General features: G+C 67.1%; 12 protein-coding genes. 6 read left to right on the top strand and 6 right to left on the bottom strand.

What is annotated here, in order from left to right; translation table 11 throughout:
• From NE857_RS13360 to NE857_RS13370, 3 genes are read left to right on the top strand one after another with little or no spacing between them, the layout of a single operon-like run.
• On the top strand, positions 1-4,953 hold the full coding sequence (locus NE857_RS13360) for an Eco57I restriction-modification methylase domain-containing protein (RefSeq protein ID WP_254421278.1): 4,953 nt from the start codon (positions 1-3) through the stop codon (positions 4,951-4,953).
• 2 nt (positions 4,954-4,955) lie between these two features.
• Positions 4,956-11,705, top strand: a complete 6,750-nt coding sequence (locus NE857_RS13365) for a DEAD/DEAH box helicase (RefSeq protein ID WP_254421279.1) — start codon at positions 4,956-4,958, stop codon at positions 11,703-11,705.
• Positions 11,702-14,137: a UvrD-helicase domain-containing protein gene (locus NE857_RS13370; RefSeq protein WP_254421280.1), complete on the top strand. Its 2,436-nt coding sequence runs from the start codon at positions 11,702-11,704 to the stop codon at positions 14,135-14,137. The genes NE857_RS13365 and NE857_RS13370 overlap by 4 nt, the downstream gene beginning before the upstream one ends.
• A gap of 72 nt (positions 14,138-14,209) precedes the next feature.
• Here the strand turns inward: NE857_RS13370 and NE857_RS13375 are convergent, their stop codons facing one another.
• Positions 14,210-14,782, bottom strand: coding sequence for a hypothetical protein (locus NE857_RS13375; protein ID WP_254421281.1), 573 nt, complete (start codon positions 14,780-14,782; stop codon positions 14,210-14,212).
• 279 nt (positions 14,783-15,061) lie between these two features.
• Here NE857_RS13375 and NE857_RS13380 point away from each other — a divergent pair, with 279 nt between their 5' ends.
• The gene (locus NE857_RS13380) at positions 15,062-15,613 is read left to right on the top strand and encodes a hypothetical protein (RefSeq protein WP_254421282.1); all 552 of its coding nucleotides are present in this window, start codon (positions 15,062-15,064) and stop codon (positions 15,611-15,613) included.
• A 183-nt stretch (positions 15,614-15,796) separates the two neighbouring features.
• Here the strand turns inward: NE857_RS13380 and NE857_RS13385 are convergent, their stop codons facing one another.
• Together NE857_RS13385 and NE857_RS13390 are read right to left on the bottom strand one after the other, a co-directional pair.
• Positions 15,797-17,809, bottom strand: coding sequence for a protein kinase domain-containing protein (locus tag NE857_RS13385; RefSeq protein WP_254421283.1), 2,013 nt, complete (start codon positions 17,807-17,809; stop codon positions 15,797-15,799).
• A 67-nt stretch (positions 17,810-17,876) separates the two neighbouring features.
• Positions 17,877-19,313: a hypothetical protein gene (locus NE857_RS13390; protein ID WP_254421284.1), complete on the bottom strand. Its 1,437-nt coding sequence runs from the start codon at positions 19,311-19,313 to the stop codon at positions 17,877-17,879.
• 453 nt (positions 19,314-19,766) lie between these two features.
• On the opposite strand from NE857_RS13390, the gene NE857_RS13395 reads away from it, so the two are divergent.
• Complete coding sequence (locus NE857_RS13395) at positions 19,767-21,827, top strand: WD40 repeat domain-containing protein (protein WP_254421285.1); 2,061 nt, start codon at positions 19,767-19,769, stop codon at positions 21,825-21,827.
• A 307-nt stretch (positions 21,828-22,134) separates the two neighbouring features.
• Here the strand turns inward: NE857_RS13395 and NE857_RS13400 are convergent, their stop codons facing one another.
• From NE857_RS13400 to NE857_RS13410, 3 genes are all read right to left on the bottom strand, one after another.
• Positions 22,135-22,596 carry a protein kinase domain-containing protein gene (locus NE857_RS13400; RefSeq protein ID WP_301184354.1) on the bottom strand — a complete coding sequence of 154 codons (462 nt, stop codon included), beginning with the start codon at positions 22,594-22,596 and terminating at the stop codon, positions 22,135-22,137.
• Complete coding sequence (locus NE857_RS13405; protein WP_254421287.1) at positions 22,597-22,935, bottom strand: serine/threonine-protein kinase; 339 nt, start codon at positions 22,933-22,935, stop codon at positions 22,597-22,599.
• Positions 22,936-23,132: 197 nt separating this feature from the next.
• Positions 23,133-24,086 (bottom strand): HNH endonuclease, encoded by a 954-nt coding sequence (locus tag NE857_RS13410; protein WP_254421288.1) that lies wholly within the window; start codon positions 24,084-24,086, stop codon positions 23,133-23,135.
• Between the two features lie 261 nt (positions 24,087-24,347).
• On the opposite strand from NE857_RS13410, the gene NE857_RS13415 reads away from it, so the two are divergent.
• Positions 24,348-24,515, top strand: a complete 168-nt coding sequence (locus tag NE857_RS13415) for a hypothetical protein (RefSeq protein WP_254421289.1) — start codon at positions 24,348-24,350, stop codon at positions 24,513-24,515.
• Positions 24,516-24,636 lie beyond the last annotated feature (121 nt).

Here is a 24,636-nt window from a genome sequence, read left to right on the forward strand (position 1 = left end):
ATGAGCTATGACTCCGTGATCAACCGGGGCGAGTACTTCTCCGACCACTACCTGGCCGAGTTCCTGCCCAAGGCACTCAAGCAGGGCGTGTTCAAGGACTGGGCCGAGCGTGAGAGCGCCGAGGCCCAGCGGGCGAAGCTGGCCAAGGAGAACGAGCACGCGACGGACGAGGAGCGCCGCCGGAAGCCGGTGACCCCTCGGGAGAAGCTGCGCCGTCTGCGCTCGCGCTACTTCGAGGACCGGCCCGCCCTCGCCGAGTACACCGAACGCTTCCGCGAGGACCCGGACTCGCTGACCGAGAACCGGGTCGCCGACCACGTCGAGCGCCTGCACGGCCTGCACCGGGAGGTGCTGACCGCCCTGGGCTACACGCCCAAGGACGAGCCGTACACGGCACACTTCGAGCACGGCGGCAGCGGCAGTGACAGCATCGAGGTGCGCCTGGCCCTGCACGAGCCCACCCTCGCGGCGATCGAGTGCGGCTGGGCCCCGGACCTGGACGCCGCCATGGACCCGGACGGGGCTGGCTGGCTCCTGGCCCCGATCCGCTGGGGCAACGGCGAGCGGGACCGGATCGACCTGGGCACCAAGCTGGTGTCGTGGCTCTTCGCGCGTGAGGAGGGGTTGCGCTACGTCCTGGTGTTGGTCGGCGGGGTGGTCATCCTTGCTGACCGCACGGTCTGGGGTGAGGGCCGCTACCTGGCGGTGAGCCTGGACGCGGCGCTCAGCAGCAATGCCACGGACGAGCTCGGCACGATCGCTGCTCTGCTCGGTGCGGAGGCGCTGCTGCCCTCGGAGGACGGCAGCGGCGATGCCCTGTCCGAGCTGGTGGAGAAGTCCCACCACCACTCGGTCGCCGTGTCCAAGGAGCTGCGGCAAGGGCTGCAGAGTTCGGTCGAGATCATCGCCAACGAGGTCCTGGCGCGCCTGCGCGAAGAGGGTGTCAACCCGCGCGACATCGACACCGGCACCGGGCGGAGCTTCGCCGAAGAGCTGGCTCGGCAGTCGCTGCGGTACCTGTACCGGATCCTGTTCCTGCTGTATGCGGAAGCCCGGCCCGAGTTGGGTGTGGTGCCCGCCAAGGACGAGTCCTACCTGCGCGGCTACAGCATGGCGCGGCTGGGCGACCTGGTCGTGCACGAACTCCAGGGCGAGGAGGCGCGGGGGAGCACCCACCTGTATGAGTCGCTCAACCTGCTCTTCCGCATGGTCAACGAGGGCCACAACCAGCGCGGCTACCAGCTGAGCGAGGAGGAGGCCGCGACCCTGTCGGAGGGGGAGGGGCTGCGTTTCGAGCCGCTCAAGGCCGACCTCTTCGACCCGGCGCGGACGAATCTGATCGGGACTGGCCTGGTTCACCCGGAAGATGACCCGGACGAGCCGGAGATGGACCGGCTGGATACCCGCCTGCGCAACGGTGCCCTGCACCGGGTGCTGCGGCTGCTCATGCTCTCGCGCGGGAGCGCCAAGGGGCGTGGTGGTTTCATCTCCTACGCGCAGCTCGGTATCAACCAGCTGGGCGCGGTGTACGAGGGGCTGATGTCCTACACCGGGCGTATCGCCGAGGAGACCCTTTATGAGGCGGCCAAGAACGGCGACCCGAAGGACGGGTCCTGGCTGGTCCCGCACTCCAAGGTCGACGACTACCCGGACAACGTGTGGGTGCACGTCAAGGACGACTACGGCAAGCCGACTGTCGAGCGGGTGGTGTACAAGCCGGGCCAGTTCGTCTACCGGTTGGCGGGGCGTGACCGTGAGACCAGCGCGTCGTACTACACCCCGGAGTCCTTGACACGGTTGACGGTGCAGCTGACCCTGCGCGAGCGCCTCGATCAGGACGGGGAGGTGACTCCGGCACGCGAGCTGCTGGAGTGGACCATCTGCGAGCCCGCGCTCGGGTCGGGCGCGTTCCTGAACGAGGCCATCAACCAGGTGGCGGCTGAGTACCTGAAGCGCGCGCAGGACGAACGGGGCGAGCAACTCGACCCGGAAAAGTACACCGAGGAACTGCAGAAGGTCAAGGCGTACATCGCCCTGCACCGGGCGTATGGGGTCGACCTCAACGAGACCGCTGTGGAGCTGGCCGAGGTCTCGCTCTGGCTGAACGTGATGTACCCGGGCTTGCAGGCCCCGTGGTTCGGTCTGCACTTGAAGCGCGGTAACTCGTTGGTCGGCGCCGGGCGGCGACTCTACTCGCCCGACGCGGTCAAGAAGGGCGACTGGCTTAAGAGTGCCCCCAAGGATGTGCCCTTCCGAGACGGTGAGATCCCTGAGGGCTACATCCACCACTGGCTACTGCCTGCCCAGGGGTGGGGGAGTGTCGCTGGAGAGAAGGAGGCCAAGAGCCTCGCTCCGGACGAGACCGCCAAGCTGAACGCCTGGCGCAAGTCCATGCGCAAGCGCCCAAAGGCGACCGGTAAGAAATCCCAGTTCAAGCGCTTGCAGGGGCTTTCGAGGCGTGCAGAGTACCTGTGGGGATGGGTGATTCGCAGGCTGGAGCTCTCTGAGAAAGAGATCAGCCGCGAGATCGACGTCTACGGCGCCGACTGGATCGAGCAACCGGAGAACCCGCTCTCCCGTGACGAGGTCAAGGCCCGGCTCGAGAGGAAGGGAAGCCCGTATTGGCGTCTGAAGACCGTCATGGACGCATGGTGCGCATTGTGGTTCTGGCCGGTGCAGCAGGCAGGGCTGTTGGATGGCAGCGACGAAATCTACGGTCGCCTGGAGCGTTCCCTGGAGCTGAGCTCAGCTGGGGGAGAGACGCTGTTCGATACTGCTCATCGCTCCAGCAAGAGCTTGGTTGATCTGGACGAGTGGCTCGACTTCGCAGAGGCAGTTCTGGGGTCACACGACATTCCAGATGATTCGCTGTACGAGGGTCAGATTCGTAGCCTCGGTGAGTTGGATTATGCCGAGGAGATGTTGCCCGGATTCATGGGCATGATTGAGCCCTACAAGATGGGTGAAATATTCCCTTGGCTGTCCGCTTCTGTGAACTTGTCCAAGCAGTACGGGTTCTTTCACTGGGAGCTGCACTTTGCCCATATCTTCAATGAAGATGGCGGATTTGATATTCAGGTTGGAAATCCTCCGTGGGTTCGGCCGCACTGGAGGGAGGGTTCCGTTTTGGCCGAGCTGGATCCATTTTTTGCCTTGGATGAAAGCGATTTCCCTGAGTTGTTCTTTGGTCGAAAGGATGCTCTTCTCGGCAGGGCGGATGCGCTGGGGTTTTATCTGAGTGAGTTGACCAGGGTGGCTGGCATGAGTGACTTCCTTTCGAGTCCCTCTGTGTATCCATTTCTTGGAGGGACTAAGCCTGACCTCTATCGTGCATTCATGTGCCGATCTTGGTCTTCTGTGGGCGTTCGTGGTGCGGTTGGCCTGATTCATCCGGATACTCACTTTGAAGGGTCTGCGGAGAGATTTCTTCGTGAGAATGCCTTTAGGCGCCTCCGTATTCATGGTCATTTTATTAACAAGTTGGAAGTTTTTGCAGATATTGACCGAAATGCCCAGTTTGGTGTTCATGTTTATGGGGCGTATGGGCGAGTTCAATTTAAGCACTTGAGTTGGCTATTTTTGGCTACCACGCTCATTGATTCGCTTGACCACGATGGGGGTGGTGATGTTCCGGGAATTAAGAACCTTGGAGCATGGGATGTTCGTCCGCACCGTGCGCGTGTTGTGGTGGTCGATGGTGATGTCCTTGAGGGCTGGTGGAAGGTTTCCGGTTCTTCGGCGCTGCCAGTGGCGCAAACTCCTCTGCTTTACCCGGTGACTGTTGAAGAGTCGGGTGCTGTAGAGGCGCTATCCGATTATCGTTTTCGGGTGGTTGATGAAGACCCCTATATTACTATCGGATTTGATGAGGCGAAGTCGAAAAAGGAAGGGCTGATTAAGTGGTTGACTTCGAAGCCTGGGTCCCTTGAGTCTGTTATCCTTCAGGGGCCACATGTGTCCCAGGCGACGCCTTTCTATAAGCAGCCAAATATTCCGTGTAAGACGAATCGCGACTGGTCGCTTTTGGGGCTTTCGGACCTGGGTGAAGAAGTAGTTCCGGTTTCAAACTATATTCCGAGTGGATCGCCGGAGCGGTACTATGATTCCCATGATTCCTGGGGGGAGGGGAAGTATGTCGAGTATTTCAGAATTGCTTGGCGCTCTATGGTTCCCCCCAGTAATGAGAGAAGTCTCTTTGCTGCGCTAATTCCTCCTGGTCCTGCGCATGTCCATGCGATGCAGAGTATGGCTTTTCGGGATTTGCGAAGGACGGTGTTGAATTCAGGCTTTTGGGCATCATTGCCGCTTGACTACCTGCTGCGTATTGCTGGGCGTTCTCACCTTCAAACAGGTGAGGCGCGGAAAATGCCTGCACCCTCCCCCGGTCATCCTCTGGAAGTCGCGCTGCTTGTGCGCACGATGCGGTTGAACTCGCTCACTAACGCCTACGCGCCGCTCTGGTCGGAGCTCTACGAAGATTCCTGGCTTCAAGAATCGTGGGCAGTTGGCTGGGAGGGCCTGGCTCCTCTCCAGGACGTCACACCTGAGTGGGAGTACGTCTCACCTCTGCGCACCGAACGTGAGCGCCGCGCGGCACTGGTTGAGCTTGACGCTCTGGTCTCGGTCTGGCTTGGCATCACCGCTGACCAGCTCGCTGTCGTCTACCGTTCCCGCTTCCCGGTTCTAGCTGACTATGAGGCCCAGACGTGGTTCGACGCCAATGGGCGAAAGGTCGCCAAGAACCACAACACCTACGGCTACGGGCAGACCAAGGAGAACTACCTTCAGCTTCAGAAGTACTTGAAGACTGAGGATCCCGCCGAGATTCCCTCCGGTTACTCCGCGCCCTTCTACAAGGCCGACCGCGAGGCCGAGTACCGAGAGGCGCACGCCTACTTCACCGAGATCGTCGAGCGCGCCAAGCGGGACGGCACCTGGAACGGGGAGGTCTAGCCATGCAGCCAACCCTCGCCGCCGCCGAAGTCAGGCGCAACATCACCCAGTACCTCTCCACTACCTTCGCGCTCGCTGACGAACCCGTCCGTGAAGGCCTGGAGTACTTCTTCAACGACTCCACCCAGGGCATCTTCCGAGGCCCCTACCTGCGAGTCCGGACGCCCTTCCGGAAGTCCGACGACTCCTGGCGCTCGGCCCTCGAGTGGCACCCGCCCGGCTTCACGCCCTACCTGCACCAGGCGAAGGCCTTCCAACGTCTGTCCTCCCTCGGGAAGGCTCCCGAGCCCACGCTCATCACCACCGGTACCGGTTCCGGTAAGACCGAGTCCTTCCTCGTCCCGGTCCTGGACCATTGCCGTCGTGCCCGCGCCCAGGGCAAGAGCGGGGTCAAGGCGATCCTGCTCTACCCGATGAACGCCCTCGCCACTGACCAGGCGGAGCGTCTCAACAAGACCCTCGCCGACCCGGCCCTCTCCCAGGTGACCGCCGGCCTCTACATCGGTGACACTCCGGACACCCGATACGACCACGTCGCCACGTCCCGGGGCGAGATCCGGCGGATCCGCCCGGACATCCTCGTCACCAACTACAAGATGCTGGACCTACTCCTCCAGCGGTCCGAGGACCTTCCGCTCTGGCGGGACTCCGAACTCACCTACATCGTGGTCGACGAGTTCCACACCTACGACGGCGCCCAGGGCACCGATGTGGCCATGCTGCTGCGCCGTCTCGCGTCCGCCACCGGGAACGCGCGCCCCGGCTACCCCCTCGGGGACATCTGCCCGGTCGCCACCAGCGCCACCCTCGGTCAGGACGACCCGGCCCCCGACTCCGAGGGCGAGACCGTCGTCGAGAAGTCCACCCCCGCGCACGGGATCCGCGAGGTGGCCGCCACCGTCTTCGGGACCGAGTTCGGCCCCGACTCGGTCGTCGGCGAGGACCGGCTCTCCCTGGAGGAGTTCACCGGCACCACCACCAACAAGTACCCGGTGCCCAACCCCGTCCGGGTGGCCAACCTGCCCGACCCGCACGGCAATCCAAAGCGCATGGGCCCGATCATGAAGGCCTTCACCGAGCGGGACGACCTCACCCCCAAACAACTCGGCGCGGTCCTGCGCCAGCACGTGCTCACCCGCGCGGTCCTGAAGGTCCTGGACGGCGGGGTCCACTCCCTGGACGAGGTCCTCGACCACCTGCCCGAACACGGCGCGGAGAAGTGGGCGGCCGCCATGCGCGGCACCCCGGAACTCACCACCGAGGCCCTGGCCCGCTATGTCGCGCTGCTCTCCCTCGCCCGGGACCCCGACGCCCCCGACCCCGTCGACGGCAGACCCGCCCGCCCCCTCGTCACCGTCGAGACCCACCTGTGGGTGCGCTCGGTCTCCCGTCTGCTGCGGGCGGTCTCGAACAGGGCCTCCTTCACCTGGCACGGGGAGACCCCCGTCGGACGGGGTGCCGAGACCACCACCGGCACCCTGGGCCGCGCCCACCTGCCCGCCGTCTACTGCCGCCACTGCGGCCGCTCCGGCTGGGCGGCCGTCTCCCCGGAGTCCACCCCCAACGACCTGGAGACCGCCCCGGAGAAGATCTACCGGACGGCGGTCACCGCCAAGCGGGGCCTGCGCCCCCTCATGCACGCCACCCGGCAGGAGGCGCAGGAGAGTGGCGCCGACCAGACCGTGTGGGTGCTCTCCTCCTCCGGTACCCACGTCCGGCCCGTCACCCAGGCCGACATCAGGGCCCACGACGAGCAGGAACTGGACGGGGTCTTCGTCCTCACCGACATCCGCCACGACGCCCAGGCCTTCCGCGCCGCCGAGAACGACCGCTGCCCGGTCTGCGACGCCGACCAGGGCACCCGCTTCCTCGGCTCCGGTCTGGCCGCGCTGGCCTCGGTGGCGGTGACCGAGCTCTTCACCGGCGGGCAGCTCTCGTACGGTGACGACGCCCACAAGACCCTGCTGTTCAACGACTCGGTCCAGGACGCCGCCCACCGCGCCGGCTTCGTCTCCAACCGGTCCTACACCTTCTCCGCGCGATCCCTGCTCGCCTCCCGGCTCACCACCCCCGACCCCGAGGCCCCTGGCGGAACCCGCAGCACCCCCAAGTTCCTCAACGACCTCATCGCGGACACCGTCCTGGAGGCGCAACGGCCCAGCTACCTGGCCTGCGTGGTCCCGCCCGACCTGCACGACCAGAAGGGCATCGACGAACTCCTGGCCGGTGAGGACACCGGTACCGGCGCCCAGTGGGAGATGGTGGGCGAGCGCCTCGCCTTCACCGCCGTCCTGGAGTTCGGGCTGCGCTCCCGGCAGGGCCGCACCATCGAACTCACCCGCACCGCCACCGCCCACGTGCGGCTGGAGGACCCCGACCGGGTCGCCGGGCTCGCCCGCGATCTGCTCCAGCACAGCGCCGAAGCCCTCACCGGCCTGCCCGACCCCGAGGTCTTCCGCGGCTATGTGCGCGGACTGCTGGACCGCATCCGTACCCGCGGCGGCATCCGGCACCATTGGCTGGACGGGTGGATCCAGAACGCCGGAACCAAGCGCTACGGCACCATCTGGGGCAAGCGCCCGGACGGCATGCCCGCCTTCCCCAGGCCCAAGCGCGGTATCTCCGTGCCTGCCCCGCGCTTCTTGCTGGACCGCGCCAAGAACGGCAGCGAGTTCGACTCCATCGCGGGCAAGGGCACCTGGTACCAGGACTGGACCACCCGCTGCCTCGGTGTGCCCGCCGACGCCGCCACCCGCTACCTAGGCCGCCTCCTCGACCTGCTGTACGACGAGGGCGTCATCGACCGGTTCACCACCGAGGACAGCACCACCCGCGCCTACGGGCTCACCCCCGGCCACATCCGCGTCACCGGCATCGGCAACACCGACGTGGCCCGGGCCGGTCTCATCTGCCCGGTGTGCAACTGGCGCCAGACCGTCCTTCTGGACCAGCAGGACGACTGGCGCAGCGCCCGCTGCCCCCGCTACCGCTGCTCGGGCGCCCTCCAGCCCGACGAGGACCTGCGTTTCCGCAGCGACTACTACAGGCGCCTGTACCAGCACGCCGACCCTTTCCGGGTTACCACCGCCGAACACACCGGCCAGCTCACCCGCGCCCAGCGCGAACACGTGGAGCGCGCGTTCAAGAAGGGGGAGCGGCACACCGACCCCAACGTCCTGTCCGCCACCCCCACCCTCGAACTGGGCATCGACATCGGCGACCTGTCCGCCGTCATCCTCGGCTCCCTGCCGCACGGGCCCGCCAACTACATCCAGCGGGTGGGCCGGGCTGGGCGCAGCACCGGTAACGCCCTCCTGCTCACCCTCGTGGGCCGCCGCGCCCGCGAGCAGTACTACCTGCAGGAACCCCGCGACATGATCGCCGGGCGCATCGACCCGCCGGGCAGCTTCCCGTCCGCGATGGAGATCCTGCGCCGCCAGTACGTCGCCCACCTCATCGACTGCGCCGCCCGCGACCAGCTGCCCGGCACCCCGGCGCTGCCCGGCCGCGCCGCCGACCTCTTCGGCGACCTGGGCTGGCTACGCGGCTTCACCGCCTCCGCCCTGAAGATCGGGCCGGAGCAGGTCGAGCGGTTCCTCGAATTGTTTACCGGCGCCGGGAACGACATCGACGCCCCCGCCGCCGAGCAGCTGCGCGCCTTCGCCACCGGCGGGATCAGGCACACGCTCAAGCGTGCCGAGGACGCCTGGGACGAGCGCCTGGGCGACCTGCGCCAGCGCGTGGCCGCCGTCAAGGAGGAGAGCGACCGCCTCCTGGACTCCGACCCCGAGCAGAAGAGCCGCAAACGCACCCTGAACGCCGAGCGCGCCGCCGTGCAGCGCCGCATCGGCGAGATCGGCCGCACCAGCGCCCACGGGGCCCTGGTCGAGTACGGGGTACTGCCCAACTACTCGCTCATCGACTCCGCCGTGGAGCTGGAGGCCACCCTCACCTGGGACGAGGAGTCCCCTGACGGTGGCCCCGCCCGCCTCTTCCGCTCGGAGGTGCGCGAGTACCAGCGCCCCGCCCGGATGGCGCTCACCGAGTTCGCCCCCGGCAACCACTACTACGTGCAGGGTTTCCGGCACCAGATCGACGGGCTGGACATCGGCTCGCGCGCCAGGCAGGCCTACCACCCCTGGCGGATCTGCCCGGCCTGCGGTTACGTGCGCACCCACAACGCCGAGAGCGACACCTCGCCCTGCCCGCGCTGCCAGAACGCCTTCATCGGCGACCGCAGCTGCCTGCACCTGGTCCTGGAGCCCACCCGCGTGCACGCCCGCGACCGTCGCGAGGACGCCCTCATCCGGGACGACCACGACGACCGGCGCCGCGAGTTCTACCAGACCGCGGTGACCGTGGACATCCCCGCCGACCGCGTGGAGGAGGGCGCCTGGCGGCACGCCGGGCACGCCTTCGGTGTGGAGTTCACCCGGGACGCCACCGTGCGCCGCTTCAATCTCGGGCGCTCGGGCGGCAAACGCACCGCCGAGGTCGCCTTCGCCGGTGAACAGGTGGCCGTCAACCCGTTCCACGTGTGCCGCAACTGCGGCGGAGCCACCCCGGACGAACCCCTCCAGGCCGTCTCCGAAATGCTGAGCAGCCAGTACGACCCGCGCCCCAGCTACCACCGGCCCTGGTGCCGCCAGCGGCGCGGCGACAGCGTCGAACACGTCCCCCTGCTACTCGCCCACACCCTGCGCACCGAGGCGCTGCGCATCCTGCTGCCGGTGGCCACCGTGCACACCGACGAGCGCATGGTGAGCTTCAAGGCCGCGCTCATGGCCGGGTTCGCCCGCGTCTACGGCGGGGCCCTGGACCACCTGGACGCGGTCGTGGCCACCATGCCCGACGAAGCCACCGGCCACCAGCGCCGCTACCTGGTCGTCTACGACACCCTCCCCGGCGGCAGCGGCTACCTGAACCCGCGCAAGGGCGCCGACGGCATCCGCGAGGTCCTCGCCGCCGCCCGCGAGGTGCTGACGAACTGCCCCTGCGCCGAGGAGCTCACCGGCCGCCCCGCCTGCCACCGCTGCCTGCTCGCCCACGTCAGCGACTCCGAGTTCCCCTCCGCCGACCGAGGCGTGGCCCTGCAGATGCTCGCCGACCTCCTCGACGACTGGCGCACCGACGAGGTCCAGCACACCGGCCTGATCTCCCTGTGGGACCAGGTGGAGAGCGAGCTCGAAGGCCGCTTCCTCGCTGGCCTGGAGCGCTGGGCCCGCGAGGGCGGCACCTCCCGTACCTTCAAACGGGAGGGCAGCCTGGACGGCCGCAAGAAGGCGCTCCTGCAGCTGGACACCGCCCAGGGGGTGGTGAGCTGGGACGTCATCCTGCAGAACTCCTTCGAGAAGACCCGCCCCGACGTCGTCTTCCGCCGCCGTGACTCCGCCCGCCAGCAGGTCGCCGTCTACCTGGACGGCTACCGCTACCACGCCTCCCCGGAGAAGAACCGGATCGCCGACGACGCCGCCAAGCGCGCCTGGCTGCGCGCCCAGGGCATCACTGTCTTCCAGCTCACCTGGGACGACGTCGAGGTCATGGAGAAGGGCAAGGACGCCGCGGTCTATCGCAAGGGCACCCCGGTCTGGGAGCCCTACGGCACCGGTGGCCGCGAACGCGCCCGGAAGCTGTTCACCGGGTCCGACCCCAAGGAACTGGAGCGGTACACCTGGGTCAACCCGGCCACGACCCTGTTCGCCTACCTCACCGACCCCGACGACAAGGCCTGGGCCGCCCGTGCCGCGGCCCTGGCGATCGGGATGGCCGGGGCCCAGGGCGTCGACGGGACCATGCGGCCCGGGGCCGACCTCGCCCCACGGTTCACCGCAATTCTGGAGGGCGACGAGCCACTGCTCCCACTTGTCCGACGAACGGACTGCCAGCTGGTCCGCGGTGCCGACGGCTCCGGTCTGCGCGTGGTGGTCATCCGCCAGGTCCCGCAGAACGCCCTCAGCGCCTTCGTGCTCCTGGACGACGAGCACGCGACCGTCGTCGCGGACACCGAAGCCCACAAGCGCCGCTGGAAGTCCTGGCTCTACTGGGGCAACTGGGTGCAGTTCCTGGCGGTCCAGGGCGGTGACGGCGCCCAGCTGGCGCTGAGCGCCCTGGGCTCCTTCGAGGCCGCCTCCCTGGCCGCCTTCGGCGGATACAGCCTCAACGACAGCGTCGCCGAGCACCCGCCGACCCCCGAGGAGATCGACGAGCTGGTGGGTGACACGCTGGTCCTCAGCCGCACGGCGCTGCCCTCGGTCGGGGTCCAGACCACCCGCGTTGAAGGCACGCGGGTCGAGGGGCCCCCGATCGCCCCGACCAAGGTCGACCGCACCAAGGTGGACCAGACGGCCGCGCAGGCCGCCGGGGACTCGCACGCCTTCGACGTCACCGTCGACCCGGAGTGGGTCCAGGCCCTGGACTGGATGGAGGACCAGGACCCCGCCCTGACCGCGCTCGCCGGAGAACTGTCCCGGCGCGGGGTCACCGCACCGGAGGTCGGCTACGAGCTGCCCGGTTCGGGCATGTGGGTGGCCGAACTGGCCTGGCCCGACCACGGGGTGGCCGTGGTGCTCCCCGCGGAGTTCCACGGCAGCACCGACGACCGCGACCGCTGCGTGGACGCCTACGTCGCGGCCGGATGGCACGTCCGGGAAGCCGCCGACTGGGACGTGTCGGAGCTGTCCGCCATGCTGACCACGGCCGCGTCGCGGCCTGACGACCGGCCCGGCCGGACCGAGAAGGAACCGAAGGGATGAGCGTGCCCGGAAAGACCACACTGCGTCTGCTGGACAAGGCCGACAAGCAGATCCGCAAACTCCCCCAGAGTGTCAAGGGTGCCCTGTACGACTTCCAGTACAAGTTCCGGGAGAACCCGACCGCCACCGGGCTGAAGTTCCAGCAGCTCAAGGGGCACGACAAGCTCCACTCCGCCAGGGTCAACGCCGACTACCGGGCGCTGCTGTTCCACGTGGGCGACGGCGACTACATCCTGGTCGGCGTCCGCAAGCGCCAGCACGTGTACGACAACCTCGACCGGTTCCGGTACGAGGTCAACAAGGTCACCGGTGCGCTGGAGATCTTCGGGATCGTCGAGTCCCGCGACGCGGCCGAGGAGGCCCCGCAGGAGGGACTCGCCAAACCGGCCCCCGCGGTCGAGGCGACCGAGCCCGCGGAGCCCGAGGTCAAGCCGGAGCCGGTTCCGGAACCCGCGCCGGCCGCGGAGGCCGCCGAGCCCCCGTCGTCGCACGGGGCACCGCTCTTCGCCGCCTACTCCGCCGAGCAGCTCCGCCGGCTCGGTGTCGCCGAGGGCCTGGTCGAGGAGGCCCTGGCGGTGCGCGGCGAGAGCGCCCTCCTGGAGCTGGTCTACGGTGCCCCCGCGCACACCGAGGAGGTGCTGCTCGCCCTCGCCGACGGCCGCGGTTTCGACGAGGTGCTCGAGGACATCACCGCTCCGGTCACCGCCGAGGGGCCGGTCGACCCCGCCGACTTCACCGCCGCCCTGGCCCGCCCCAGCACCCGGGTGACCACCTCCGACACCGGCCTGCGCGAGGTGCTGGAGGATGACTTCTCCGCCTGGAAGGTGTTCCTGCACCCCACCCAGGAGAAACTGGTCAGGCGTACCTACCGCGGCCCCGCCCGGGTCAGCGGCGGTCCCGGCACCGGCAAGACCATCGTGGCTCTGCACCGGGTCAAGAACCTGGTGGAAAACCTGCCGACCGGCCGCAACAAGGCGGTCCTGCTCACCACCTACAACACCAACCTCGCCGCTGACCTGCGCCTGCGCCTGCGCGACCTGGCAGGGCAGACGGTGCTGGACCGGGTCGACATCGTCAACATCGACAGCCTCAGCAGGCGGATCGTCAACGAGGGCGGGCAGGGCGGCCACGGCCGCCGACCCATCTCCGACTCCCAGGTCACCCGCGAGTGGCGCGGCATGCTCACCGAGCTCGGCGAACAGCGCTGGACCGCAGAGTTCCTCGAGGACGAGTGGAACCAGGTCATCGTCGGTCAGGGGATCCGTACCCGCTCGGAGTACTTCCGGGCCCGCCGGGCCGGGCGCGGGCAGCGCATCAGCCGGGCCCAGCGCGCCGAGATCTGGCAGTTGGTGGAGCGCTTCACCATGCGCCTGGAGGAGAAGGGCGTGTGGACCTACCGGCAGATCGCCCAAGCCGCCGCCCGGATCGAGGGAGAGCGGGCCGCCAAGATCCTGGAGAACCGCGACCGCGAGGCCCGGGCGGGCGGGCAGTTCCTGCACCGAGCCGACGAGTCCTCCACCAGACTGCGGTTCCGCTACGAGCACGTGGTGGTCGACGAGGCCCAGGACCTGAGCTCGGCGGACTGGACCCTGCTGCGCGCCACGGTCGACCAGGGTGAGAACGACATCTTCCTGGTCGGCGACACCCACCAGCGCATCTACGACAACCGGGTCTCCCTGGGCGCGCTCGGCATCAACATCCGCGGGCGCTCCTCCCGGCTGACCCTCAGCTACCGCACCACCCGGGAGATCCTCGGTTCGGCGCTGGGGCTGCTGGGCGAGGAGGAGTGGGACGATCTGGACGACGGCACGGACACGTTGTCCGGGTACCGGTCGGTACTGCGCGGCCCCCGCCCGGTCTTCCGGGGCTCGCGCACCTGGGCGGCTGAGTGCGACGCCATCGTCGCCTGGGCCAAGGACCTGCGGGACAACGCACCCCACGACACCGCCCCGTCCATCGCGGTGGCCGCACCCACCAAGGAGGAGGTGGACGCGGTGCAGTACGCCCTCAACCGGGGCGGGGTCCGCGCCGCCTCCCTGGGCAGGGAGGGCCCGCCCGCCGGCTTCGAGGAAGCCGTGCACGTGGGCACCCTGCACCGGTTCAAGGGACTGGAGTACCAGCACGTCACCATCGCCGCCATGTGCGAGGGCCTGGTGCCCCGCGCCGGACTGGAACGCCTGCGCGCCTCCGACCCCACCCGCTACGCCCAGGAGGTCCAGAAGGCCCGCTCCCTGATGTTCGTGGCCGCCACCCGCGCCAGGGACTCCCTGACCATCACCTGGCACGGCGACCCCAGCCCCCTGCTTCCCGAGAAGGCCGCCCGGGCGGAGGAAGCGGAGGGCGGCGCGGCGGGACCCGCGGGTACGACGGGACCCGAGGAGGAGGGCTTCGAGGACAACGGCCTCTTCAAGCCCCCGAACGCCCTGTTGTAGCGTTCCGCGAAGCCGATCGGCCCCGGACTCCAGAAGAGGGGACCGGGGCCGGAGCGCTGCAGGACGGGTGTTCTAACGCCGCTTCACCAGCACGTCCATGCCGTCGGGGACGATGACCTCCGTCGTCGAAGGAGGTTGGACCGTCACGGTCACTCCTGCCACGCTGACGGTCACCTCATTAGTCGGGGGAGTGCTCGTTTCCCTGTGGGGATCCCTGTCGTGGCCTGAATCGCTTCCGGGTGCAGAAGTAATTTTCTGAAGTTCTTCCATCGACATGGACTTCAGTGCGACGCCCTCGCCCTGCCTCCACTTGACGGGGGAGTCTGCTCCGACCAGGCGGGCCCACCTGGTCGACGGCACTCCGCTCCACCTGATGCGATGCGGATCGTAGCTGGTCAGCCATTTCACACCGTGCTCATCGACATCGAAAGCCGCCAGGACCTCTCCCCTGCGGTAGGCCAGGACCAGGACGACATCGTCCGGATCGAACGCGAGGAGGGACCGGGAGTTGGATTTGTAGGGGTTCCAGTCGCCGAGGGTTACCTCAGCTTCCGTGAGGTCGCCCTGTTCCACCGAGGGCCAGGTGCGGTTGACGTTGACGAAGACGACGGTCTGGCGTGGAGGTTGTGCAGGGGGCGTGGTCATCGGGCTCCTCGCGTTCGGGCTCCCGCATCTGGAAGCCGACACGGGTGAGCATAGTACTTGATGATAAGTACTTTAACCCGCTTGAGTGGCATTGGATGCCAGTGGGGCAGGAGAATCCCAGCTCAACGCCGCTTCTTGCTGGATGAAAACAGTTTGAATAAGAGCTTTAATAAGAACTTGTGAGTACTTGGGGTTGGCCACGCCTGAGTGCACGGGAACCGTGAGGCCACGCACGCACACCGTGCGGCCCACGGGGCACCGTGGGATCCTGGTCCGGATATGAGCACTGAACCCGAAAGTCCCAGTACCTATCTGCTGATTCTCAGTGAACGCGAGGCCGTGGCCTGGGTGTTGGCCCACGAACGGATGGCCTTCCCCGCCACCCGGCGTGCGGAGGTGGATCGGCTCGCGGTGGGAGACCGGCTGATCCTGCTCACCACCCGGGGCTGCTGGCACAACCCCACCCGTGACCGCACTCGGCTCATCGGCCTGGCCGAGGTGACCACACCGGTGCGTGCCTTCGAGGACCCGGTGACCATCGCCGGGCGCGACTTCAACCGAGGTTGTGACCTGAAACTGGAGCGAGTGACCTCCTACCGGACCGGTGTGGAGGTCGCGCCCCTGGTGCCGGAACTGGAGGTCTTCCCCGACACCCGCCCGGGAGCCTGGGCGGTACGTATCCGCCGACCTCTTGTGCAGTTGGGTGCTGCCGACACCGACTTGTTGACCAGTCTCGTAGAGGAGGCCGCAGGTGACCCGGCGGAGCTGATTCCCGCGTACCTGGAGAAAGTCCGAGAAGCCGCCGCCAGCCGAACTGGTGTCTCCGCATGAGTGCCATGGAAGGAGCGGGTTCATCGGATCCCCCGTGGTCTGATCGCCGGGAGCCAGCTCGAGCGCGTGAACACCACTCCGCTTGACAGCGACCCGTGGACCAACATCCATGTACTGGTCAGCGCCCTGTCCGCCCATATCTGAGCCGGGCCTGCGGAGCCGTGAAGTAGGCAGACAACGGCACTAGGGTGCTTGCCCGCCGCTGTCAGCAGGCTCTTCCGACGGTTCGTGGTCATCGAAGAGCTCTATGTCGGCATCTCCGCGCTTCCAGTAGTCAGAGAGCGAGTCCAGACGTTCCTGGCCGGCCGGGTGCCCCTCCCGGATTGCGGTGTAGTAGAAGTGCTCAGGCCCAGCACCGATTCCCCGATACAGGTCACCGGCCTCGATGAGTACACCGGGCCCAGCGGTGGCGAGAGCTCGCTCGTACCATTTCCGGGAGGCGGTTGCCCGGCCTTGCATGATCAGGTCGGATGACAGGAGCACCATGCCCAGGGGATCTCCCTTCTTCGCGGCTTCCCGCCAATAACGTTCCGCGTCGACCTCCTCGGCCATCCCTTCGTACAGGGTTCCCAGATGGGCGAGCGCCTTGGTGAACCCCTCATCGGCGGACCGGCGGAACCAGGTCTCGGCCTCGTCGAACCTCTCGGTCTCGTGGAGGACCTTGCCGAGTTCGAAAGCGATCTCCGGCATGTCGAGGAAGATCATGGCTTCGCGGAGCAGGCGTTCGGCGGCACGGTATTGGCGAGAGCCGGTCAGGAAGGTGCCGAGCATCATCTTGCTGATCGGGTCGCCTTCTTTGGCGGCGTATCGGAGGACGAGGACGGCAGAATCCGTGTCGCCCTCGTTCAAGGCGTTCAACGCGACATCTGACGGGGCCCTGGCGTTGGCCACGGCGATAAGCCAGAGCTCAAGGGGGACAGCAACCTCACGGGTGCTTTCGAACAGGGGTTCCGTTGGCCGCCAGCCTCTGCCCTCGAAGTGAAGCAGGAAACCACCGCCCTCCGGGTACGGCCGGGCCGCCCACTCGAGCTCTTCCGAGTACGAGATCCCCGCAGGGATCTCGACACCGGACCGGAGAAAGAAGTGGGATTCGAGCAGCAGAGCATCACTGACGTAAGGCAGGCCCGCGCGGACGAGCGCGACGGCGGTCGCGGCGATGAGCTTCCCCAGCCTGTGGTCCGCTTGGGCCTGGGCAAGAGGGCTGTCTTCCATCTCGGGGAGGTCGCTGTCCTCACCGAAGAAGGCATCCCAGTCATCCCAGATACCATCGTCTTCCTCCTCGCTCGGCAGCCCCAAACGAGTTCGGGGAACAGGGTCGTGCACAGGAAGCGGTGGCGATACCGCGTTCCGTCCGGAGGGGAGAGGAAGTGTGGTCACCCTCATCAGGAGTTCCTGTGCGCTTGGCCTGGCCGCAGGGTCCTTGGCCAGACAGTCCCTGACGATGCCGAGGAAGGGTTCCTCGAGGCCGTCGAGAACGGGTTCACCCTCGACCAGCTGGCGCATCCACGCGGCGACCGAGCTTACCGGGAACGCCTGTCGGCCGGTCGCGGCGAACACGAGCACGGTTCCCCAGGCGAAGACATCGACAGCGGGGGTGAGAGGCACGTCGTTCAACTGCTCCGGCGCCATGTAGCCGGGTGTGCCGATCTGTCCGCTCGGGAGCACGCACGCGGATTCGAGAATTCTGGAGATCCCGAAGTCGATGACCCTGGGCCCGTCCGCCGCCAACATGATGTTGTCCGGTTTGAGGTCCCGGTGCAGCACACCGGCCGAGTGGATGGCGGTAAGGGCGGTGGCCGTGGTGACCGCGAGCCGGTGGAGGTCGACCCCTCGTCTGGGGCCGTTGTTCAGAACAGCGTCGGTCAGGGACGGACCTCTGATGTACTCCGTCGCGATCCAAGGGACCGGGGCGTGCGGATCAGCGTCCAGCACCGGGGCGATACAGAAGGAACTGACCCGTTGGATCTGCTCGAGCTCCTTTTCGAAACGTGTTCGTGCGGACACGTCCCCCGCCAGCCGGGAGTGCAGGATCTTGACCGCCGCGTATTCACCATCTCCCTTCTCACCGAGGTACACCTCGCCGAACCCGCCTTTACCCAACTGCCTGAGCAGGCGGTAGCCTCCGACGCTCTGTGGAGGCCAAGAGGGGGAGTTCGACACGATGCGCCTTTCCGGGTCGGGATCATGGACGTGCACGAGAAGCTGTATGAGGTTTGTTCCTTGGCGCCATGGCGGGATCGTCTGCCCTTCGGCGATCGGGGGATCACCTTGCCCCGGAGGCATCGGAGGCATATGACCGCCACAGATCAGGTGACGGCCACAGATCCCGGCCGGTCAGGTGCGGCAGGAGCCCTGACAATGGGCCTGAGTCCGGCTGCCCCGGCCCCTCCGGCAAGAGCGTCCGCAACCCGGAAAGAGCCCACCCCCGGAGCGTTTCCGCCATTTCCGTGTCGAGTTCGAAGTGCCGGATGCCCAAGAAACGGTCAGGATTGGCCGCGTCCACGGCATCGTCGGCGAGTCTCACGATGAACTCGGCACAGACACGGCCCCGCCGAGCCATGGCCAGTATTTGGCAGAGCTCCTGCGCGTGCCGGGGGTAGAACCAGAAACTGGCGGTGGCCCTGACCGACGCCAGCACCGGTGCGTCGATACTGAGGATCAGCGGAGCCTCGTCGGTCTCGGGAAGTTTGACAACGAGGGGGTGGGTGCCCCACTCCAAGGCCCTCCTGGCGGCTTCCACCTGGTCCTGCTCCTCGAGAACGACCGACAACCAGGGGAGCGTCCCCCAAGAGCTCGGTCCGGTCTCGTCCTGGGCGAAGCGTGTGTTCCGGGAAAAGTGCGCGGTGTACACGTTGAGGCAGTCGTCCTCGAACACCTGGTCCATATCGCGAGCCATGAACAGGGTGCGCTCGTAGTCGGACAGGAGGTTCACAGCCTCGAACGAGGCGTCCCTCATCCGAATGAAGGCGTCACGGAGGCTGGCCCAAACGGAGTACTCCAGTACTGGAAGCCCGGTCAGTTCGGAGGCCTCTCCCTGTGCCGCCAAGGCGAACTGTGCCCGCTCCATCGCTTCACCCAGCGAGTGCAGGTGCCCGATCTCGGCACCGACCCAGCCGAGCGACTCCTCCCAGCGGGCGACCTCCAGATCTGCGACCGGGTGGGTGAGGTACTTCTGTCCGTGATCAGCGGTGGCCTTGCCACTCGTGATCAGGCGGATGCGGCCTCCCAGGAAGCTGTCGAAGGGGCGAGTGCTCAGACCGCTCCAGGCCTGGAGCGTCGTCTCGTCCCGCACCCCCCAACAGCCCATGAGTTCATGCCGGAGGCGTTCTCGGTCGATGATCGTGCCGCGCTGGGAAGCCCAGTACTGCAGGAGACAGTCGGCCACACCCTCCGGGTTCCAAGCGTGAATACCCAGTTCCCAAGGCCGTGGATGTCCCCACACTGTCTGCGATTCGAACCGACTCTGGATAAGGCGCACCAGGGAATCCCGAAGTTCACCATCGGGGGCGGGCGCCACGAACACCTCACACGATCCCAACCACGCCGAGACGTCGGCGTCGGACTCACCGGAAACCAGTCGTTGGAGCACACGGGTGACAAGGGCGGCACGAAGGAGGTCCAGATCCCCCAGGTCGCTCCGGAACCGCTCCGACTCAAGTACAGGATGCCCGTCCAGCCCCTCAAGGATCACGATGCTCACACGTGCGAACCATGCCGCACGGAGTTGGGTCAGCGGGGCCACCGCATTCGTGCTCATGGGACCTTTCCAGAGGGGACGATAGGAGTAAACCAGAACGGCTCGCCGTCCTGGCACCTGATACCGGTATGGCAGACATCGTGTGAGCGGCCAGTGACGGGAACCCGCCTGCCGGACAGGGGAAGCCTTGGGGTTCGACCGCAAGACCATCCGCCGCTAGGCGTATGCCCCGCCCTTGGAGGACTTGCCCGTCGGCATTGGCCGCTGGAGCACTCTCATCCAGCTCTACTTGGCCTACCTGAAACAACGGTGGAATGAGGGGTGCACGGACGCGGTCCGGCTGTGCGTGGAGATATGCGAGCAGGGATCCAAGGATCCGAATGGTTTGGTGGTTGTCCGGAAGCGGCCAGACCCGGGGCGGTTCGGGAGGACTCGGGTTCTCTAGTGTGACCAGGTGTGAGCAACTCAGAACCCCCTCGTGACCACACCGGCTGGATCAGGGACTTCGACGACCTCGTGGGCCGGGTGTTCGCCCGAGGCCCGGAGGCGGTGGCCGACGAGATCGCCGCCCGGATGCCCGAGAGCGCCGAACCCGGGACCCCGCTCGGGCAGTTGAGGTCGCTGCTGCTGAACCGTGCCCGTCTGCTCGTGCGGCCCTGGGACCGGGAGGAGCTGGCCTGCACCCTGTACGAGGTCGTCAGGCACCGGCCTGCGGTACTGGAGTGGCTGACCGGAGTGGAGCGGGCGCTGCCCCCGGTGCGGTTGGCGCTGCGCGGGCCGGATCCGGCACCGGACGACCCCCGCCTCGTGCGGGTGCTGACCGGCCACCGCGCCCCGGTGTGCGCGGTGACCTGGTCTCCCGACGGCGAGCGCCTGGCCACGGTCGGCGCCTACGACGCCTCCGTGCGGATCTGGCATCGCGACGGCTGGCGCGAGGAATACCGGATCGACATCGAGGGGGCCGCGCTGGACGACGGCCAATGGAGCCCCGACGGTCGGTGGCTCGCGGTCCTGGGCAAGAGCAACCGGTTCCCCGACATCGGTGAGCAGCACCCGGACGACATCCACGGCTGGGAATCCCACATCGAGTACGTGAGCATGGTCCTGGTGTTCGACACCGGCACCTGGCAGGAGGTCGCTGCGACCCCCACCGCACCGCGATTCTGGTTGGCGGAGGGGCCGGTCTTCAGCTGGTCGCCCGACTCACGCACCATCGCCATCGGGGAGAACAGCAGCGTACGCCTGTGGGAGTTCGAGGCATCGGGGGAATCCCCCCGGCTCGGCCCTATGCCCGGGGAGGAAAGCGTCCTCGACGTTCGCTGGCGCTCCGACGGAGCTCTGGAAGCGGAGATTTGGACGAAGATACCGGCACCCGAAGGACACCACGGGTCGGCGTTCGAACGCGCGCGGGTGACCTGGCCGGATCCGCTTTCCGCCCCCGAGAGCTGGACGCAGGGCGAGGCCGCCGAGCCTGGGTATCGCCACCAGCTGCGCCGCACCAAAGCCGTGGCCTGGTCACCCGACGGGAGCAGACGGGCCGTGCTGCGCTCCCTCCACCGGGGGTGGTCGGACCTCGTCCTGTGGGACACCCGGGAGGCGGATGAACCCACGGAGTTCGCCCGCATCGACATCGCCCCGGAGGAAACGACCGCGCTGGCCTGGTCACCCGGAGGAGACCTCCTGGCCACGGGCGGGGAGAGCGGTGTACGCCTGTGGCGACCGGAAGCGGGGGAGAGCGAACCCCACGGCTTCGACCTGTCGGTCAGAAGGCCGGTGTGGAGCCCGGACGGCACCCAGGTGGCCGTGCACGCCTGGGAAGGGAACAACGAGTGGTTCGTGTTCGACCCCCGGGACCCGGCGAACCCCACCGCGGTAGGGGAGGAGTGCCCCTTCCCCCGACGGGACCCGGAGGAGGAGCGGGAACGGATCAGCGAGGCGCGGATGGAGGGCCGGGGCTTCGACAAGTACACGAGCTATTACGGTCACTACGCTCCCGACGCGGTCAGCCCCGACGGTGAGCTGTATGCCACGACCGGTGGTCGCGCCATCTTCCTCTTGGACCTGGGTAAAGGGCGCAACCGGAAGATGGCGGAGGACGAGCGTTGGGCCCGTTGGGCAGAGCTCGCGTTCTCCCCGGAGCAGGACCGGTTGGTCAGCGTGCAGCACGGGAGTGCCACCGTCGAGGGAAGCGATGACCGGGTGAAAGAGGTGGTACTGACCGTGTGGGAGGTCTCCACCGGCCGGAAACTGGCCCGCGAGTACCTCCGGGAAGACCCCGCCGAGAAGGGCCGCCTGAACGACTTCCCCATGGGGCTCGCCGTGAGCCGGACCCGCCTGGCCTGGTGCGGCAGACATGGAACGCTCGCGCTGCACGACCTCAAGACCCTCCGACCCCTGAGCCGGACCAGGCTCGCCGAGGAGGCGCAATCGGTGGAGTTCTCCCCCGACGGTTCCACCCTCGTCGCGATGGGTCACTACGGGGTCCGCATCGCCACCGTGGTGGGGGCCGATACGTGAGTTCCCGCTTGCATTGCCGAACAGAGGGGCGGGGTCCCTCGTACTAGGAGGGGCTCTCCTCGGTCCACGCTCTGAGGCGTTCCAGGGAGGGGCGGGTGACCGGAGCTGTGGTCGGTACTTCGGCGGACGAAGTGGGGCCTGGCCCGTACAACCATACCTGGGGGAGGCCGTTTCGGCCTGCTGGCCGGTGGTCGGTGGGCACCGATTGCCCTGTCAGTGTGTGGGTGATCCCGGTCGAGGTCAGTCGGAGCGTGGGCGGGACATCCTGTCCCCTGGTGGGTGAAGCCTCCGCGGCTGAAGTGTCGTACTACCCCGCCGAATGAGTTTCCACCAGCCGGTCCATGAGGTCCCTGGCGGTGGGCCGTTGGGCCGGGTCCTTGTGTAGGCAGTACAGCACGATTCTGAGCAGCGGTTCCCTGGTAGCGCCGGTCTCCGGGCTTCCGTGCAAAACCTGTTCCCGCCACGCTTCTCCGTTCCCCGCGGGGAACGGAGAGCGTTTCGTCGCCGCGAACACCATGACACAACCCCAGGCGAAGACGTCCACCGCTGTGCTGAGCGGCGCATTTTGCAACTGCTCGGGGGCCGCGTATCCCCTCGTGCCCAGAAGACCGCTGGGCGTCACAGACGTCGCCCCCAGGAAACGGGAGATCCCGAAGTCGATAACGCGAGGTGCCTCGGGTGGAAGCAGGATGTTGGCGGGTTTGAAGTCGCGGTGAATCACACCGCGGCTGCGGATCACGGCCAGAGCATGGGATGTGCGTGAAGCCAGTCAGTACAGGTCCGCTCCGGAGCGCGGCCCCTCCGTCCGTACCGCTTTCTGCAGGGTTGGGCCATCGACGAACTCGGTGGCGATCCAGGGCAGCGGGCCATCCGCATCCGCTGAGATGATCCCCACGACATCGGGACCTTGGACATGCTGTAGCTGGGCGATCTCGTCTCGGAAACGCCCTCTCACCTCAAGGTCCTCCACCAGGTCCCAATGGAGGAGTTTGACCGCGGCGCGCTGCCCGCTCTTGTGCTGGCCGAGGTACACGGAGCCGAAGCCTCTCCGCCCCAACCAGCGGACGAAGTGGTAGCCGCCGATGAGGTGTGTTCGTGGAGTTTCCACTTCTACCTACAAGCCCCTTTGAAGCGAGTTGTGCATGTGCTGGTCTGCGGTGACGCAGTGATGTGGAGTTGTCATGAATGATGTGCATGGGGTTCAGGAAAGGGCGTGCGAATGCACGTGACGATTCGTGGGCTTTTTGTCGGAAGCCTTCGGTTTCCGAGTACTCGGCAGGCGCGGGGCAAGGCCTCGGCCCCATGTCAGCCGCTCTTGAATACCTTCTCCGCGTGCCAGGCGAGAGCGTCCCGGTGAGGGCGGTCGACCCTCCTCCGGGGAACGGCGATGGTCGTCCCCGCCAGGGACGTGTACTCCTTCGCGTTGGGGGAGTGCTGGTGCAGGCTGGAACTCACCTGAACGGTCAGCTTCGGGGTGATCGTCAGATAGCCCGAGTCGTAGAGCTTGTGCACGTCCGCGCGGAGCAGCAGGCCGTTGTCGAGCCGGTGCAGGCCGCCGTTAGCGACCGGGTGAATGTGCGCCGCCTCCAGTGTCGGGCGGACGTCGCGCCCGGTGACCGCGCACCGGCCCTGATAGGCGTCCATAAGCGCGAGTTTGAACGCCTCCTGCCCGAGGCGCTGGCGGACGGGGCGGAAGGGGCCCCGCACTGGGCCGTGGTGCGCCCAGGTCTCGCTGTCATCGGAACCCTCTCCGACGGGGGCGTCCCCTCCGCCGCGCAGCACCCGGTCGGCGATCGGGGTGAAGTACGCGGCGTGTGCCGAGTCGGTGACGTCGTCGTACCCCTTGCCCTGGACCAGGTTGCTCGCGAAGTCCGAGGGCGGCGCGAAGGTCTCGCCGTCGAAGAACACCGGATCGCGCAGCATGACGCAGCCGATCAGCGGGTCCTCACCGGCGCGGATGGCGGGGTTCCCCTCCTTCACACGGTACCGATTGAGGGCCTCGCGCAGCTCTTCCAAGCTGCCTCTGCCGTTCCCCTCGCCGAAGGCCTCCCACGCTGCGGAGAGCGGGGCCTGCGTGAAACGGCTGAACACGGCACCGCCCACGATTCGATTGTGCGGGTAACGGGTCTTGAACAGGAACAGGTCGCCCAGGCCGATCCTTTTGAAGACCTGGTTCGACGAGGGGCGCCAGAAGTTGATCTCGCCCAGGTGTGGCCTCTGCGCGAGGAATTCGGCCCACGCGCGGTCTGTGACTCCCACATATGCCTTCATGGAGACAATGATGCCTTTGTGTGGAATTGTCGTAGAAGTCGGGTCCGGCTTCCCTCGGGGTGGTGGAAAAAACCAGTTGAACCCGAGGGAGGGAGCTGGAAGGCTCCTGAGCGTGGACTATGACGGAAGGACCACGGTGAAACGCACGGACATGCTCTAGCAGCTGCGGGCTCCTCGGGTTAGGCGTCGGGATTTTGATAACAGTCCTGTACAAGTGCAGGTCGCCCGTGCGCCGGATGGGAGTCACGCATGTCCGTAACCGTTGTCCTCGTGATCGGGGCCGCGACCAGCGCAGCCAACATCGCCCTACTCGTGGCCCGAGAGGCCGGGAAGGGTTGGGCGGTGTCCCTGCTCATCTCCGGAGGAGTCCTGCTCGGGGCTGTCACCGCCCTCAGCAACCTCGCCGAGCTTCTGTAAACAGGTTGAGGGGCGGGCCCGGGCTGGGCCCCGCCCCTCACACCGATTCTGTGGGCCCTCTCTAACGGGGCAGCGTCCAGTGGCCTTCGCAAGTGATGGCGAGGAGTAGTGAGCCTGCGGG

Origin of the sequence: Nocardiopsis exhalans, assembly GCF_024134545.1 — a bacterium.
Classification (GTDB): Bacteria; Actinomycetota; Actinomycetes; order Streptosporangiales; family Streptosporangiaceae; genus Nocardiopsis; species Nocardiopsis exhalans.

What these genes read in the sequence shown, in the direction of transcription:
- NE857_RS13370 (WP_254421280.1), top strand. Translation starts at nt 11,702, where the DNA reads ATGAGCGTGCCCGGAAAGACCACACTGCGTCTGCTGGACAAGGCCGAC.
- NE857_RS13360 (WP_254421278.1), top strand. Translation starts at nt 1, where the DNA reads ATGAGCTATGACTCCGTGATCAACCGGGGCGAGTACTTCTCCGACCAC.
- NE857_RS13375 (WP_254421281.1), bottom strand. Translation starts at nt 14,782, where the DNA reads ATGACCACGCCCCCTGCACAACCTCCACGCCAGACCGTCGTCTTCGTC.
- NE857_RS13365 (WP_254421279.1), top strand. Translation starts at nt 4,956, where the DNA reads ATGCAGCCAACCCTCGCCGCCGCCGAAGTCAGGCGCAACATCACCCAG.
- NE857_RS13380 (WP_254421282.1), top strand. Translation starts at nt 15,062, where the DNA reads ATGAGCACTGAACCCGAAAGTCCCAGTACCTATCTGCTGATTCTCAGT.
- NE857_RS13415 (WP_254421289.1), top strand. Translation starts at nt 24,348, where the DNA reads ATGTCCGTAACCGTTGTCCTCGTGATCGGGGCCGCGACCAGCGCAGCC.